The sequence below is a fragment of the Peredibacter sp. HCB2-198 genome, from assembly GCF_045999315.1.
Taxonomy (GTDB): domain Bacteria; phylum Bdellovibrionota; class Bacteriovoracia; order Bacteriovoracales; family Bacteriovoracaceae; genus Peredibacter.
Window position 1 is genome coordinate 2,779,148 of the sequence record NZ_CP174607.1, and the last position, 15,236, is coordinate 2,794,383.

The 15,236-nt window shown below is 42.9% G+C and carries 18 protein-coding genes; 12 read left to right on the forward strand and 6 right to left on the reverse strand.

The genetic code is table 11. The features are described 5' to 3' along the window. Positions 1 to 77: 77 nt before the first annotated feature. From ACJVC5_RS14100 to ACJVC5_RS14110, 3 genes are all read right to left on the reverse strand, one after another. On the reverse strand, positions 78 to 266 hold the full coding sequence (locus tag ACJVC5_RS14100; RefSeq protein WP_408096167.1) for a hypothetical protein: 189 nt from the start codon (positions 264 to 266) through the stop codon (positions 78 to 80). A 153-nt stretch (positions 267 to 419) separates the two neighbouring features. Continuing rightward, a complete protein-coding gene (locus ACJVC5_RS14105) occupies positions 420 to 854 on the reverse strand; it encodes a Crp/Fnr family transcriptional regulator (RefSeq protein ID WP_408096168.1) in 435 nt (144 codons plus the stop codon). A 10-nt stretch (positions 855 to 864) separates the two neighbouring features. Beyond that, a complete protein-coding gene (locus tag ACJVC5_RS14110) occupies positions 865 to 1,983 on the reverse strand; it encodes a hypothetical protein (protein ID WP_408096169.1) in 1,119 nt (372 codons plus the stop codon). A 74-nt stretch (positions 1,984 to 2,057) separates the two neighbouring features. Between ACJVC5_RS14110 and ACJVC5_RS14115 the strand changes: the two genes are divergently transcribed. Genes ACJVC5_RS14115 through ACJVC5_RS14125 form a run of 3 tightly spaced genes read left to right on the forward strand, consistent with a single transcriptional unit; the run spans position 2,058 to position 4,857 of the window. Further along, entirely contained in the window at positions 2,058 to 3,263 is a 1,206-nt protein-coding gene (locus ACJVC5_RS14115) for a peptidase U32 family protein (RefSeq protein WP_408096170.1), read from the forward strand. Beyond that, the gene (locus ACJVC5_RS14120; protein WP_408096171.1) at positions 3,260 to 4,405 is read left to right on the forward strand and encodes a U32 family peptidase; all 1,146 of its coding nucleotides are present in this window, start codon (positions 3,260 to 3,262) and stop codon (positions 4,403 to 4,405) included. Before ACJVC5_RS14115 ends, ACJVC5_RS14120 begins: the two co-directional genes overlap by 4 nt. Positions 4,406 to 4,413: 8 nt before the next feature. Then, complete coding sequence (locus tag ACJVC5_RS14125; RefSeq protein ID WP_408096172.1) at positions 4,414 to 4,857, forward strand: hypothetical protein; 444 nt, start codon at positions 4,414 to 4,416, stop codon at positions 4,855 to 4,857. Between the two features lie 55 nt (positions 4,858 to 4,912). Here ACJVC5_RS14125 and ACJVC5_RS14130 read toward each other — a convergent pair whose 3' ends face one another. Then, positions 4,913 to 5,188 carry a hypothetical protein gene (locus tag ACJVC5_RS14130; protein ID WP_408096173.1) on the reverse strand — a complete coding sequence of 92 codons (276 nt, stop codon included), beginning with the start codon at positions 5,186 to 5,188 and terminating at the stop codon, positions 4,913 to 4,915. Between the two features lie 197 nt (positions 5,189 to 5,385). Between ACJVC5_RS14130 and ACJVC5_RS14135 the strand changes: the two genes are divergently transcribed. Further along, the gene (locus ACJVC5_RS14135; RefSeq protein WP_408096174.1) at positions 5,386 to 5,772 is read left to right on the forward strand and encodes a hypothetical protein; all 387 of its coding nucleotides are present in this window, start codon (positions 5,386 to 5,388) and stop codon (positions 5,770 to 5,772) included. Here ACJVC5_RS14135 and ACJVC5_RS14140 read toward each other — a convergent pair. Next, positions 5,749 to 6,918: a cytochrome P450 gene (locus ACJVC5_RS14140; RefSeq protein WP_408096175.1), complete on the reverse strand. Its 1,170-nt coding sequence runs from the start codon at positions 6,916 to 6,918 to the stop codon at positions 5,749 to 5,751. The genes ACJVC5_RS14135 and ACJVC5_RS14140 overlap by 24 nt on opposite strands. 138 nt (positions 6,919 to 7,056) lie before the next feature. Between ACJVC5_RS14140 and ACJVC5_RS14145 the strand changes: the two genes are divergently transcribed. Beyond that, positions 7,057 to 7,791, forward strand: coding sequence for a hypothetical protein (locus ACJVC5_RS14145; protein WP_408096176.1), 735 nt, complete (start codon positions 7,057 to 7,059; stop codon positions 7,789 to 7,791). On the opposite strand, the gene ACJVC5_RS14150 is transcribed toward ACJVC5_RS14145, so the two are convergent. Continuing rightward, positions 7,788 to 8,588, reverse strand: coding sequence for an SDR family NAD(P)-dependent oxidoreductase (locus tag ACJVC5_RS14150; protein WP_408096177.1), 801 nt, complete (start codon positions 8,586 to 8,588; stop codon positions 7,788 to 7,790). The genes ACJVC5_RS14145 and ACJVC5_RS14150 overlap by 4 nt on opposite strands. 136 nt (positions 8,589 to 8,724) lie before the next feature. Here ACJVC5_RS14150 and ACJVC5_RS14155 point away from each other — a divergent pair, with 136 nt between their 5' ends. The 7 genes from ACJVC5_RS14155 (at position 8,725) to ACJVC5_RS14185 (ending at position 15,227) form a co-directional block, all read left to right on the forward strand. Continuing rightward, the gene (locus tag ACJVC5_RS14155; RefSeq protein WP_408096178.1) at positions 8,725 to 9,252 is read left to right on the forward strand and encodes a hemerythrin domain-containing protein; all 528 of its coding nucleotides are present in this window, start codon (positions 8,725 to 8,727) and stop codon (positions 9,250 to 9,252) included. A gap of 331 nt (positions 9,253 to 9,583) precedes the next feature. Next, the gene (locus tag ACJVC5_RS14160; RefSeq protein WP_408096179.1) at positions 9,584 to 10,078 is read left to right on the forward strand and encodes a DUF421 domain-containing protein; all 495 of its coding nucleotides are present in this window, start codon (positions 9,584 to 9,586) and stop codon (positions 10,076 to 10,078) included. A gap of 9 nt (positions 10,079 to 10,087) precedes the next feature. Beyond that, positions 10,088 to 10,927: an SDR family oxidoreductase gene (locus ACJVC5_RS14165; RefSeq protein WP_408096180.1), complete on the forward strand. Its 840-nt coding sequence runs from the start codon at positions 10,088 to 10,090 to the stop codon at positions 10,925 to 10,927. Between the two features lie 413 nt (positions 10,928 to 11,340). After that, the gene (locus tag ACJVC5_RS14170) at positions 11,341 to 12,273 is read left to right on the forward strand and encodes a glycosyltransferase family 9 protein (protein ID WP_408096181.1); all 933 of its coding nucleotides are present in this window, start codon (positions 11,341 to 11,343) and stop codon (positions 12,271 to 12,273) included. Then, positions 12,270 to 13,217, forward strand: coding sequence for a glycosyltransferase (locus ACJVC5_RS14175; RefSeq protein ID WP_408096182.1), 948 nt, complete (start codon positions 12,270 to 12,272; stop codon positions 13,215 to 13,217). The genes ACJVC5_RS14170 and ACJVC5_RS14175 overlap by 4 nt, the downstream gene beginning before the upstream one ends. Before the next feature lie 2 nt (positions 13,218 to 13,219). After that, a complete protein-coding gene (locus ACJVC5_RS14180; RefSeq protein ID WP_408096183.1) occupies positions 13,220 to 14,593 on the forward strand; it encodes a glycosyltransferase family 4 protein in 1,374 nt (457 codons plus the stop codon). Continuing rightward, positions 14,496 to 15,227 carry an SDR family oxidoreductase gene (locus ACJVC5_RS14185; protein WP_408096184.1) on the forward strand — a complete coding sequence of 244 codons (732 nt, stop codon included), beginning with the start codon at positions 14,496 to 14,498 and terminating at the stop codon, positions 15,225 to 15,227. Before ACJVC5_RS14180 ends, ACJVC5_RS14185 begins: the two co-directional genes overlap by 98 nt. Positions 15,228 to 15,236: the final 9 nt, after the last annotated feature.

Consider the following 15,236-nt stretch of genomic DNA (forward strand, 5'->3'; position numbering starts at 1 on the left):
TCATGTTTTTTATAACCCGCACTATAAGTTAAAAAGTGCGAATTAAAAAACCAATTTTCCCGGTGGACGTAAAATATTTACTGGCGTTCTCGGGTCGGACCTTCCCGGCCGGCCGCCTGACCGTCAAACTGTGAATATTGGACGTTGGTTTGCATTTCCTGCTTTTCTTCTAGTTTCTGTTCCTGGGAAGCGGTTAAGTGTTCTTTAGAAGCACAGGCCGTCATCATTACCAAAAGAAGAAAGGTCGAAAAGATGTGTGTTCTCATTGGTCAACCTCCTTGTTGTCCCAACTCTCTGTATTGCGAGGAGCGTGCCAAGCGAGAGCGGTTTTAAAGGGCTTTCCCGTGACTTGGTGCAGTTAATTTGGCCCCAGTGGGTATCATAAGTTTACCACCCTGGAGTCAGCGTGGCCAAAATACCTAAGTATGTTGATGAGTTATGACCGCGTAGAGCTTGCGTTGCTCTTCAATGGTCAGAGGTTTTTGATCTTCAGAACCAATTTTGCGCAGATTACTGGAGTTGATGATCTCGTCTAGGCGACGGATTTTTTTGGTTAGACCTTTACCCACTTCCAGAAACCAGAAAGGAAGATGGTTAGATAATTCGTGTTTGGGAATTTGCACTAAAGTGCTTTTCTCGAGGGTCACGATATGGCTTGCTCGGTGTTTTCCATCGAAGAAAGAAAGTTCTCCGATAAAGACTCCCGGTTCAATGCGAGCGATGGCCTTCACCTCAGTTCCATGAACGGTGCAGATAAGAAGTCGACCAGATTTTAGATAGTAGAGATCAGTGGAAGGATCACCTTCGCGAGCGACGAGTTCATGAGGACCAAATTCCAAATTATAAACTTGCATCGTTTACCCTCTACAGTTTCAGGATTCTTTTGATCACCATACCTAGCTGTTTCATACCCTTATCGTAGTACAAATTCTGGGGATGGATCTCATCAAAAAATGTTGTGTTTTGAGTCCATTCGTTCGTCAGTAGCTGGGCGAAATCGAACAAAAGAACTTGGTGGTCTTTGGCCACTTTTCGAATGATGGAATTGTAAACTTCAGTGGCCCTCCAAGGTTGGCAGTCGTAGGCCGTGGCCTTGAGAAGAGACTGAGCGGCCTCATCGGTGTAACCCAGGCGTTTTGAAATCTGGCCATGGATGAACCAAAGAAGAGCATTTCCAGAATATTGGTTAATGAGCTTAGAAGATTTGCCATAAGCGGCCTTCGGATTGTTCTTCTTCAAAAGTTCTCTCAAATCCAAAATTTCCGTTTCAATGTCGGTGGTGGTGGTGAACTCACAGACCTTTTTGGGAGGAACATCAAGATTAATCGGCGTGGTAGTCAGAATCAAAAGAGTATTGCGGTCCTTGCTCTGATTTACCAGTTGAATCAGTTGCTGTTCATAAAGGAGAAGTTCGGTCTCCATGCGTCTCAGATACTCCGGTTCCTCCACTTGCTTTAGCTCTGGAGTTGGGCCCAGTTTCACCTGATGAACGGGTTCATAAACCAAACGAGAAAGCCATGGGTAGAGAATTAAAAATGTCTCAATACGATCATCCGAATAGCGCTTAAAATTGGTGTTAATTTTCCCGATTTCGGCCGGATTAAATTTTGATTCAGCGAACTCTTCACTGGCACCTTGATAGATCAAAATCTGGGGCCACTGAGTAAGGGATTTGAGTTCATGAAGAGTGCGGTGAAGTCCGCTTCCTTCTTTGGCGAGACTCTGGACCTGAATCGGTTTGGCGAGATTCACCGAGATTGCGGCCGCTAGTTCTGTCTTAAATTTCGCAAAATAGGCACCCATGCGGTCACCAGTAATAAGAATGGGAGCATCCAACTGAATGGCCGGGGCAGACTCAACAAAAGTATATGGGTAAGGAACTACCTGCTCAGGATTTTTCTGATAGCGATCGAAGACGAGAAATCCGCCAGTTACAAGGGCCACCAGAACTGTCAGAAGGAGCAAAGAGAGAACTTTTTTCAAACCGAAAACCCTTTTAAAACATATTCTTTATCAAGAGTTTAACTTACGTCTGAATTTTGGTAAACAGGACCATCATGACTAAGCATCAACTTCCTGAGGTGCTGGCCCCGGCCGGTAGCCTCGACAAATTAAAAATTGCTGTTCTTTATGGGGCCAACGCTATCTACGTAGGCGGACAGAAGTTTGGACTTCGGACAGCGGCCGATAACTTTACTCTGGATGAGCTCCGTGAAGGGATGACCTTCGCCCATGAAAGAGGCGCCCAAGTTTATGTGGTTCTAAACTCCTTCCTTCACGACAAGGACCTGGAAGAAGTTCCAGAGTTTGTGAAGTTCCTGGAAGAAATTGGAACAGACGCGGTGATTGTTTCCGATCTGGGAGTGGTTAAAACCGTTCGTGCCCATTCCAAGATCCCGGTTCATATTTCAACTCAGGCCTCGACCCTGAATTCTGAAAGTGCCCGTATCTGGAAAGAGGCCGGGGCCACACGAATCGTTCTGGGCCGTGAAGTTTCGGTCAAAGAGGCCGGAAAAATTAAGCGTGAAGTGGACATCGAAATTGAGATGTTTATCCACGGTTCTATGTGTATGGCCTATTCTGGCCACTGTGTGATCTCGAACTTCACTCAAGGGCGAGATTCAAACCGTGGTGGTTGTGCCCATTCATGTCGATTCGAATATTCTCTTGAGGGTCTCGATACCCCAGAGAAAAAGAAGGCCTACTTTATGAGCTCAAAGGACCTTGAGGGTCTCCGAGTTCTTCCCGCCTTCATTGAAGAGAAGATTGATTCTCTAAAAATTGAAGGACGTATGAAGTCTCACTTGTACGCGGGGACCATGTCGAAGGTTTATTCTGAGGCACTCCAGTACTATGCGGAACACGGAGATTTCCTGTCAGACGATCTTCTCAACTGGGAAGCTGAACTCAGTAAGGTGTCTCACCGTAGTTATACAGAAGCGAGCTTGGTTGAAAAGGCCGGCGCTGATTCAATCTTTAATGAAAGAGAAAATGCTTCAGATGGTGAATGGCAGATGGTGGGTTCGGTGATTGATGCCACACCTTCAGCTGGAATCGTGATTGAAGTGAGAAATGCTTTTAATCAGGGTGATGAACTCGAAATCATTCCTTTTAAAGGTCCAGCAATTAAAGTTGTGGCCAATGAGATCATGGATCTTGCCATGAAGCCGGTGACTCGTACTCGTCCAACCACTCTTGTGAGACTTCCATTCGTTGAAGGGGTGAGTGCCATGCACCTTGTTCGTCAAAGAGGTAAAGCATGAAACTTACCACTTATGCACGTTCGCTCCACGATTTAAATGTTCTAAAAGATCAAGGTTTTGAGGAAGTGATCCTTGAACCGAAGTCTCTTTCCCGATTCGGGAAACTTTCGAGGGATGAATTCGTAACTTTGGCCAATCGTGCAAAGGAACTTGGTCTTCGCGTTCTTTTAGAGTGGGACATCCTTATGACTCAAGATGTGTTCACGGCAAAACTAAAAGAAGTAAGTGACTATGTCGCTCACGCCGATGCTGTTCGTGTCCAAGATCCGGGAGCATTTGGATGGATCGTTCGAAACACTGATAGACCTCTTCAGTTTATTGCTGAAAATGGAAACCACAATCTTCCGGCTTTAGAAGGTTGGGTGGATCTGGCGAAAGGACGTCTTGAGCGTCTCATTCTTTCAATTGAATTATCTAAGACCGCCATTGAGAATTACGTTCAAAAACTCAAAGTTCCTTGTGAGCTTTTAGGAATGGGACGCATTCTTCTTTTCTATACACCAAGACCACTTCTCTCGGCCCTTGCTCCTGAGAAATTGAGCATGAATGGAGAAATCGCGGCCCTTGGGGAGAGTGAAGAATCACCTCATAAAGGTTTCCCGATTGTTGAAAATGCCCACGGCACATTCATGTTTCATATTAAGGAATTCTGCTTAGTGGATTTTGCTCATGAGCTGCGCGAGATGGGACTTGGTTTTTTCCGTATTGATCAGCGCTGGGACAATCAGTTTCTACCTGAGATCTCGGGACTTGTGAAAAATTTCAATGCTTCTCAGTTCGAGGCCTTTAAAGAAAAATACACTCAGGATCTCATGCGTGGATTTTATCTTGTGAATAAGACCGACGTGCTTTTCCCGAAACTTAAAAACTCACGCCTTCAGAAGCGTGAAGGGGATTATATCGGGGAAGTGCTTGAGGCCGAAAAGGGCTCACACCTTGCCATCATGGTGAAAAATCCAAAAGGTCTTAAGAAAACTGATCTTTTAAAGATCCTCCACCCTAAGGGTGAGATCTTTGAATCGAAGATCTATTCATTAAGAAACCTTTCATTGGAAGAAGTGGACTCCATCGCTGCGGGTAATCTTGCCATTATCCAATTTGTCGGGGGAGTATGGGTTAAATCCCAAGTCTTCTATCAATAAGGATCATTATGAAATTCGCTCTTCTTACCCTTTCAGCACTTGTGTTTGCTGTTTCTGCTATTGCTGCAAATGATTCAGTTGCCTTCTTCTATAAACCAGAAAAAGTAGGGGTTCTGATCAATGAAAGATCTCAAACCGGCCGTTTGAGCAACTTCTTGAACCATTTTGGTAACAGCGATGTTCTAAACACAACTTCCACCGATCAAAAAATCAACATCTCATGTGCTCGTGGCCAGATCGGAATTGCTTGTACATTCACGTTTCTTCCGGCCCAGAATATCCAGATCAGAGACCGTGCTCTTAGCGTTGTTACAAACGTAGCGGCACTTGGTCTTCCAAATGCCGGTGCTTTTGAAATGTCTTTTGCGAGTTCCATGAAGGACAAATTTAATTTCGCCGTTTCTGATAAGGGCGAAATCCGCATGACTGGTTCTAAAATTCTTGGTCAATAATCTTGAAATAAAACCTTCCGGTATTTCCACCGGAAGGTCTCTAACAGGAAGTCTTCTACGGAGTTGTTGTAGAAGATGGTGACTCATCTTTCATGTCCCCTGCCTCTTCTTTTTGCATATCTTTATCTTTCTTATGTCCTTTGTGACTTTCATCTTCCATTCGTTGCTCTTCCATAGAACCAGATTCCATATTTGAGCTAGAGTCTGTTGAACTAGGCGATGAAGTGGCCGAAGGTGTTGTTGATGATGGAGCAGACGAGCCTGGCGAAGAAGTCTGTGCTACAGCATAAACACTAAAAACTAATGCAGTAAGTGCTACTAAACGTTTCATAAAAAACTCCTTTTTTAAATTTGTAACCGCAGCAAGGGGAATTGCAATGGTGGTGCCGGCTGCGTTTTGGCCAAGAGGTGGGAATTTTATGTAAAGAGTAAATTCGTCTGATGTCTTTGCCTCATTCACAACTGTTCCCTTAAGAGTTATTTAGTGGCATTCCCCTTGCAAAAAAAATCATAACAAGGAGAGCAACTATGTCTAAGGTGACTATAAAAGACAATCTTGGAGGAAAGCTTGAAATATTCAAAGACTATGACAAGCACCTCTTTCTCGCCCGACCACATGGCTTCATTAATCCCGATCTCTTGGAAGAAGATCTAAAAAATGCCAAGGAGTTTTCAGAAGAATGCCCTCATCATTGGACCTATTGTACGAATACAGAAGATGTAAGACTGATCAACCCCTTTAACATTCTCTTCTTAAAGGAAGTAAAGAAGCTTCAGAAACTAAAAGAAATCGTTGTCTATGCTCCCGGCTCCATTAATAGATTCATGATCAGATTGATTAGACCGATTTTTCAACCTGACAGGATTATCAAAAACAAAAATGACTATCAGTTATTCTTGAAAGAAGTTTACTGAAAGTCTTTCTTCAGTTCTTTGAGTCTTGGGGCGAACATTGGTGAGAATCATGTGACTATTAATGATGGCCGGAAGGCGTTTAAAATTGATTCCTAGATCCTGAGTCGGGACATCATAAGATATATCTTCTAGAAGACAATGAAGGGCCACATCCATAAAACCGAGAGTGATTAATTCTCCTGGACAGCGATGTCCAGTGGCATGATCACCACCTCCTTGGGGAATAAAATCAAAAGGATTTTGAGTTCTGTTATCAAATCTTTCCGGCATGAAATGTTCTGGATGTTTCCAAATTCTTTCATCATGATTTGTTCCATAGAGATCCAAAAGAACGAGCTGCCCTTTTACAAATTCATGGTTTCTCCAAACAAAAGTGGCCTTGGCACGTGCAGGGACCACTGGGAAGAATGGATAGAAACGTCTCACTTCCTGGATAAATGAAAACCTGTCGCTGTCGGATTGAATAAGGCGAGCGCGATCGGGAAACTGATGAAGAGCATGGGCCAGAAAAACCACATATAGTGAAACGGCCACCGCTGGCCTTAGTGTACTTAAGACTTCAGTTGCCGCAATTTTTGAAGGTAGAAGTTCCCCTCGAAGGTCCCGGTAGAGGGAAAAGCGTTTGAGATGAGTGTCTTCATGGGACTTAGGTTTCTTTCTAATGTCCTCAATCAGCGAAATGATCCATTGTTCGGTTTTTCGTCTTCTAAACCTTGCTTTTAAATAACTCAGGTCCTTGGCCGCGGCATAATCAAACATCATGGTAAGTTCACGGGCCTTCTCTGGGATTTGGTCTCTTCTCAGAGGAATTCCAAACCATTCGCAAATGGCCTCGGTATGAATAAGTTGTGCTTCCTCATAGAGATTAATCTCTTTGGTTCCGACCCAATTTCTTAGTCTTCTCATCCAGATGTTTCTGGTTAGTTGGAAGAGATCTGTTATTTCTTCCGGATTCATGAAAGGCATAAAAAGTTTTTTACGATGATGGTGTTCTCTTTGATCAAACTCTTGTACCCCGCCTTTACCGAACAGGGTGGCGCGAATGGGTTCTGGTGAAGCACCTTTGCGTACAAATCTATTAGAGTAAAAAAGCTCTGCGGCGTCTTTACCTTTCATGCATGTAGTTCTTAGCAGCATGAGACGCATAGTGAAAGTGTCCGTTTTTAATTCTCTGCATTTTTTTGTGATGTAGAGATATGGGTCTTTCATAAATGGTATCGTGCTGTCAAAATCTTGCATAAGGGCCCCCGTGAGTTACCCGAAAATTGCAAGAAAGAGGCCATTATGTTTTTTTGGTTTTGCTTTTTCCTGCTTCTGCTTCCTGTTCACGCTGATGTCATGAACTTAAATAATGACATGCCTACGCATCTGGAGGATGCCACTCCCATTGATGAGCACAGTTTTGATATTCAATATAGTGCAGTTTTAGAAAAGAAGGATCCAGATGTCTTGAGACATAGACCGAATCTTCGTTATGGGGCCACTGAAGATCTTCAGCTCGAAGGGGAGGCGACCATTTTTTCTGGAGGAAATGAGAAAGACTCTGGGCAAACGGACTTGGGAATATTGTATCGTCTTAATCATTCAGAGAACTATTTTCCTGAAATATCTCTTTCTCCGGTGGCAATTTTCCCCACTGGAAAGGGAATGGATTCAATGCTCTATTCAATAAGAGTTAATTTGACGACAACGCTTGAAGGGAACTCAAAAGTTCCTATAACGCAACTTCACTTTAACTATCAACTCGAGCATAATAGTTCCGCTTCATCCGGTGAAAGAACTGATCGCAGTATTTATACCTTCGGATTTGGCCGGTTAATTTTTAATGAAACGGCGTTAATTTGTGACGCTCTCTTTGAAAGTGAACGTGAAAAATCAGATTACACTTATCTTTTGGAAACTGGCCTTCACCATCACCTTGGGAAAAAATATTTTATTGGTCTTTCTATAGGAGTGGGCCTTGGCGCATCTGATGTCGATGGCCAAGGACTCCTGGCATTCGAAAAGCAATTCGATTAGTGATGGGCCGATCCAGGTTCCGCTTGTTTCTTGTGCATGATGGCCTTAACTCTTTCCGGTAGAAATTTATTGATGACGCCCTCTATTTTTGTCTTTGTACTTGCCGCAAATACTTCGTTCATACCACTCATTAATGCTTCATAACCTTGCTTGGCCACTTCCTCCGGTTCATTTTCAAAACGACCTTCAGCTCCAACTTTAGTGTCCAATAGCCCGGCCCGCGCAAAGAAGTTGGTATTGGTGGCCCCAGGCATGAGAGTCGTAATGGTGATATCTGTTTCTTTAAGTTCTTCTCTTAGAGCATTGGCAAAGGACTGAATGAAGGCCTTTGAGGCACCGTAAATGGAAGAGTAAGGGGCGGGCATGTCTGAAACGATAGAAGAAGTAAAAAGAATTTTCCCACTGTTTTCAAGAAAGCCATTCAGAAATAGTTTTGTGAGGTAGACCGTGCTCACCACATTCAGATTGATAAGGTTAACTTCATCATCGATGGAGTTTTCTCTGAATGCACCACCTAAACCAACTCCTGCATTCAAGGCAATGATCTTAATGTCTTTACCCAAAGACCTTACGTCATCGTAAAATTTTTCAATCTCCCCCTTGCGGGCAAGATCATATTTATAATCAAAAACATTCGACCCAATGGACCTTAATTCCTGAGCGGCGTCCTTGATTCTGTCACTGCTTGATACAATAACAATGTCATGGCCATTCAGTGCGAACTGCTTTGCCAATTCAAAACCGATACCTGTCGAGGCCCCGGTTATAACAGCTGTAGGTTTGTCGGCCTTTTTCATGGTTAACTCCAATTGTTTTAGTCCATAGATAAGATAGCAACTCACATGCCACTAAAGTTTTGGGCCTAAATTAAATCTCAATTCGAAAACGCTAGCAGAGAATGAATCTGAGCAAGACTTAAACCAGGAGGGGTCTATGGATATTTATACCTGCCTTCAGAACGATCATAATGAAATTAAAGATCTTCTGGATGAACTTATTAAACTAGATGAAAGAGATAGCTATCGCTCGGTACTTGTGGAGCAAATTAAAAGTGGTTTGATTCCTCATGCACGCGCGGAGGAGTCTGTGTTTTATAATGCCATCCGTGCGGTCAATTCAGACAAGTCGGATGTGATGCATTCTTATAAAGAACACATGGAAGCTGAGACCCTTTTGAGAACTCTTCAGTTAAAAGACTCTACGGATATGGATTGGAAAGAGACCGCAATTAAGCTTCGTGAGGCACTTACTCATCATATCGCGGAAGAAGAAGGAAAAATCTTTGCTGAGGCCCGCAACATTCTTTCTCAAGAAGAGGCCAATATGATGGGAGACGCCTTCGAAAAGCTGAAAGCGAAAGTTGGTCAAGAAGGTTTCTTGAAGACCTCTTTCGATATGGTAGTAAACCTAATGCCTCCAAGATTCATTGATAAAATGAGAAATCTTCAGGCCCCACAATAGATGAAATACATCGTCTTATTTCAGGGTGTTTACTATTTTCTGACCGCCGCGTGGCCTCTTCTTCATCTGCGTTCTTTTGAAAAGGTCACCGGCAACAAAAAAGACCATTGGTTGGTTTATACTGTTTCATTGCTCATTCTCTCTTCATCAATGGTCTTTTTGTATTCTTCGCTTTATTCGCCTTCAATCTCGCCAGAAGTCATTCTTCTTTCTCTTACAAACAGTCTCTTCTTAGGGTTCATCAGTATTTATTTTCCCCTGAGAGGGACCATCCGGAAAATCTATCTGGGCGATGGGGGATTGGAGTTATTGATCTTTCTAGGAGTCATATATGTGGAACTTAGACACTGAATGGCAGGAATTGATAATTCGGGCCACATCCGTATTCGCTTTTCTTTTTTTGGTCTTTAGATTTTGGGGGAAGAAGCATTTTGGAGATCTTACTCCCTTCGATCTGATTCTTTTATTGATCATGAGTGAGGCGGTCCAGAATGCATTAGTGGGCGATGATAAGGGGATTCCCGCCGCTTTCATCACAATTGGAACCATGGTGATTATCAATATTATTTTGAATAAGGTTTCTTTTCATTTCAGGGTCGCTGAAAAGGTCATTGAAGGAGTGCCGAAAGTATTAATCAAAAATGGTAGGCTGAATAAAAAGCTTATGCATCAGGAGACCATCACGGACCAGGAATTGCATGAAGCACTTAGAATGCAAGGAGTGATGGATGTTGATGAAGTCTTTCAAGCGACTTTAGAAGCAAATGGATCAATTTCAGTGGTTAAGAAGAAAGATGAACCATTTATGAAGAGAATATTTCATTAGGAGTTTTTTATGGAACCTCAAACCCAAGAACATCAACCCGGTAAAGAACATAAAATGTCCCCACGTCCGGAATTCATGCCTTTTTATGAAGGGGTCCATAAATTTGTGGATCAAGTCCTTCTTATATCTGGTGGCGACAGTGGCATTGGCCGTGCCGTCTCCCTGGCCTTTGCTAATGAAGGGGCCTGGGTCGCCATTATTTATAAAGATGAAGATAAAGATGCCCATGAGACCAAGGCCATGGTCGAAAGTTTTGGAGGCAAGTGTCTTCTGTTAAAAGGAGACATAGGTGAAAAATCGTTTTGTGCTGAGGCAGTGAAGAAAACGGTTTCTGCTTTTGGACGCATTGATGTCTTAGTTAACAATGCGGCCGAACAGCATGTGGAAGAGGAATTCGTTAAAATTGAACAGGAGCAGTTGCTTCAGACGTTTCGAACCAATATCTATTCGTACTTTTACCTGACTCAGGAGGCCCTCCCTCACATTGAAAAGGTCAAAGGTTGTATCATCAATAATGCTTCAGTCACGGCCTATAAAGGAAATCCGAAGCTCATTGACTACAGTTCAACTAAAGGAGCGATTGTTTCCCTGACTCGTTCTTTATCTCAAAGTCTGGCGGAAAAGAACATTCGGGTGAACGCCGTGGCCCCTGGTCCTATCTGGACGCCCCTAATCCCAGCGTCTTTTAATGAAGAACAAGTGGCAAATTTTGGTAAGGACACTCCTTTAAAAAGAGCAGGGCAACCTAATGAGGTGGCCGGATGTTTTACCTGGCTTGCCAGTAAAGAGGCCTCCTATATGACCGGACAGGTTCTGCATCCAAACGGCGGAACAATTGTCGATTCCTAAGAATTGTGTTGTATTTAATTCGGTAATCCCTGAACCTATTACTAGGCAGGGATTACATGCAATTTAATAAAAATGACTTTCATTCCATTTCAGCACTTATTTGTCTGGTTATCAGTTTGATTACATTTTTTTCGGTCAATTATCTCTGGCTCTTTGCTCCTTATGGCCAAAGCAAGACAGGACTAATCAGAATACTTCTTTTGAATGTGCTTAGCATAGGTGGAATTGTCTATGGCAAAAAAACACTGAGATTGGATTTTAGTAAAAAGAAAAAATAAATCCATCGGCAAAAAAACAAGTCACATTTACTGGTCACTTTACCCCGCCTGAAAATTCATCTGCCTTGAAATCATTCGCAAGAGTCGTGGCACTTCAATTGCAAAATCTCGTCTGTTCAATGCGAGGTTTTGTTTATGCAGAAAATAGTCATTTTGCGTGCGTTGAAGTTGGGAGATATGATTTGCTCAATTCCTGCTCTCCGGGCCGTTCGCTTGCGCTATCCAAATGCAGAAATAAGTCTTGTCTCTCTGCCAAGTATGGAAAATTTATTTTTAAGGTTCACTCATCTGATTGATGAGTTTATTCCTTTTTCCGGATTTCCCGGAATGCCGGAATTAGCAACTTCGCCAGAGAAGGTCGTCGCTTTTCTTGCACAGATTCAACAACGTAAATTTGACCTTGCCATTCAACTTCATGGAAGTGGTGAAGTGAGTAATATTGTAACGCAACTGTTTGGTGCCAAGAGAACCATTGGATATCATCTTGCAAAAGATACTGATGACTATCTTCAGTATCGTGGTGAGCTTCACGAATTAGAACGCTGTCTTTCCCTTTTAAAACTCCTGGGAATTGAGAGTCCTAGTCGTGATTTAGAGTTTCCTTTGTTGGACGAGGACCATAAGGTCTTACAAAATTTAAATCTTCCTTCATCTTATATTTGCATCCATCCAGGAGCTTCCACTGAGTCCAAGCGTTGGGACCGAGACCTGTTTTGCCGACTCGCCGATGAAATTGCCTTAAAAGGAACTTCGGTTGTTTTTACGGGATCGGAGGTCGAAGGACCATTAGTTAAAGACATCATAAGTAAAATGAAATCACATGCTTTTGATGTCGCCTCATTAAATCTTCCAATCGGACCTTTGTCAGCACTCATTCATCATAGTGAGGCCCTTATTTGCAATGATACGGGGGTGTCGCACATTAGTGCGGCCCTTAAAAAGAGAAGTGTCGTTATTTTTACTGAAACAAATCCTGATCGCTGGGCCCCCTTAAATAAATCTCTTCACCGGGCCTTGGTGAGACCTGATCTTGAAGATGTTTTAGAAGTCATAGGAGAGGTCTTATGAAAAGACTTAAAATATTCACTTGGCATATTCATGGAAGCTATTTGTATTATCTTTCTCACATCCCTCATGACATTTATCTGCCAAGAAGGACGGATGATTCTCTCGGTTATTGTGGAATAACTCCCAGTTATCCCTGGCCCACTAATATCCATGAAATTCCCTTTGAGGAAGTAAAAAATCAAAAGTTTGACTGCGTTCTTTATCAGCATCATGACAACTATCTCCTTCATCAACACGAAGTTCTGTCTTCCGAACAGTTAAAACTGCCAAAGATTTTTTTGGAGCATGACCCTCCGAGAGAGAATCCTACGAACACCGTTCATCCCGTTGATGATCCCAATACAATGATCGTTCACGTGACAGACTTCAACCGTTTAATGTGGGACTGTCAGCGGTCACCCACTACTGTGATTGATCACGGAGTAAAAATTCCAGAAGACGTTCATTATGAAGGGGATCTCGAAAAAGGGATTGTGATTGTCAATAATATCGCCAAACGTGGCAGACGTTTGGGTCTCGATATCTTTCAAAAAGCGTCCCTTGAGTTGGATTTAGATTTAGTGGGAATGGGCTGGGAGGACGTAGGAGGTATTGGTGAGGTCTCTCATCAGGAACTTCCTGCCTTTTGCTCGCATTACCGATATTTCTTTAATCCTATTCGCTACACAAGTCTTGGTCTGTCCATTTGCGAGGCGATGATGATTGGTGTGCCGATCATTGGTTTGGCCACAACGGAACTGGCCACGGTGGTTGAAAACAATGTCTCAGGCTTTATTTCTACTCGACCTGAGGAGTTGACCATCGCCGCCCGAGAGCTGGTCAAAAATAAAAAACTCGCTGATGAATGGGGGAAAAAGGCAAAAAAACGAGCGCAGGAGCGATTTGGAATAGAGCGATTTATTAGAGACTGGAACAACACATTACAAGAAGTAGTAAGGAGCTAATTATGCAAATAGCAATCATTAGTGAACATGCTTCACCAAAATGTGCTTTAGGCGGTAAAGACGCTGGAGGGCAGAACCTTTATGTTGCTCAATTAGCAAAGCATCTCGTCCAATTTGGCCATACGGTTGAGGTGTTTACTCGCAGAGATTCGGATGAGTTACCCATTGAGCAGGATTTAGAGGAAGGTTTTAAGCTGATTAACGTTCCGGCGGGGCCGGCCAATTATATAGAGAAAGAAAAATTACTTCCCTATATGGATGAGTTTTCGAGTTTTATGATCTCTTATATTAAATCCAGAAGCGAGAGCTTCGATGTGATTCATACAAATTTTTGGATGTCAGGGCTCGTAGGGGCCAATCTTAAAAAACACCTGCACATTCCTTTTGTGATTACATTCCACGCCTTGGGAAAAGTAAGAAGAATTCATCAAGGCAAAAACGATGGGTTTTCTGATGAACGATTTGATATTGAGGATTTATTGGTAAGAGAGGCCGACGGTATTATAGCTGAATGCCCTCAGGACCTGTCTGATCTGATAGAGCTTTACGATGCTCATCATAAAAACGTTGATATCGTGCCTTGTGGTTTTGATGCGGAAGAAATGTATCCGATTAACAAGCGAGAGGCGAAAAAGGCCCTGGGACTGGAAGAGAGTGAAGAAGTCATTCTCCATCTGGGAAGAATGGTCCCCCGTAAAGGCGCCGATAATGTGATCCGAGGTTTTGCTCAATATCTAAGAGAAAATAATAAGAAAGCAAAACTCGTTATTGTTGGAGGAGAAACTGAGGACGCTTGTCCTATTCGCACTCCTGAGATTGGAAGATTAAAGGCCATTGCTGATCAGGAAGGAGTGTCTCCATATATTTCTTTCGCTGGAAGTAAATCCAGACAAAAACTCAAAACCTATTACAGTGCGGCCGATGTCTTTGTGACCACACCTTGGTATGAGCCATTTGGTATCACTCCTGTTGAGTCCATGGCCTGTGGAACTCCGGTGATTGGATCCAATGTGGGAGGAATAAAGTATACCGTTAAACATGAGAAGACGGGTCTATTAGTTCCTCCTAATGATCCCGTTGCTCTGAAAGAGGCCCTTTCAAGAATCATGCAAGATGAAAAGCTACGTAAAAATTTTGGGATGGAATCTTTGAACCGGGTGAATCAGCATTTCCGATGGGAGCACATGGCCCGAAAAATTGAAGAAATTCTCATTTCAAAAGTCACGGATCTTTCTTTTAAGAATAGATACTCATTTCAATATAACAGGGAGGTTTTGAATGCAAACTCAGAGTCAAGTTTCAGGAAAAGTGGCCCTCATCACTGGTGGTGCGAGTGGTCTGGGGGCCGAGATCTGTCGAACCCTGGCCAATCATGAAATAAAAACAATCGTGGCCGACATCCATTTTGAAAAGGCCAATAAAATTGCCAAAGAGATTGAGCAGAATGGAGGAAAGGCCACGGCGATTGAACTCAATGTCACGAACTATGAAAAAATTCCGGAAAAACTCGATGGCATAGTTCAGAAATTTGGAAGTCTCGATGTTCTTATTAATAATGCGGGCATTGATCTCACGACTCCTATTTCTGAAATGCCGGTGACAAAGTGGAACGATATTCTCAATACCAATTTGACTGGCCCTTTCGTTTTATCAAAAGAGGCCCTGCGGATCATGCACAAGAAGAAGGGGAACATCATCAATATAGTTTCAACTGCGGCCAAAAGAAGTTGGGCCAATGCTTCTGCCTATCACGCCAGCAAGTGGGGGCTACTGGGTTTTACTCATGCTCTTCACGTAGAAGGAAGAGAGATGGGAGTTAAGGTGACGGCCGTTATTTGTGGTGGAATGAGAACTCCTTTCTTACTGGATCGCTTTCCTGATATTGATGTTTCAACTCTTCAACCACCGTCTAATGTGGCGAATGTGATTTCACAAATCTTATATTTACCGCATGAATCAGTAATACCAGAAGTGATGGTGCTGCCTATGAAAGAAACTTCTTGGCCATAAGAGGTGGAT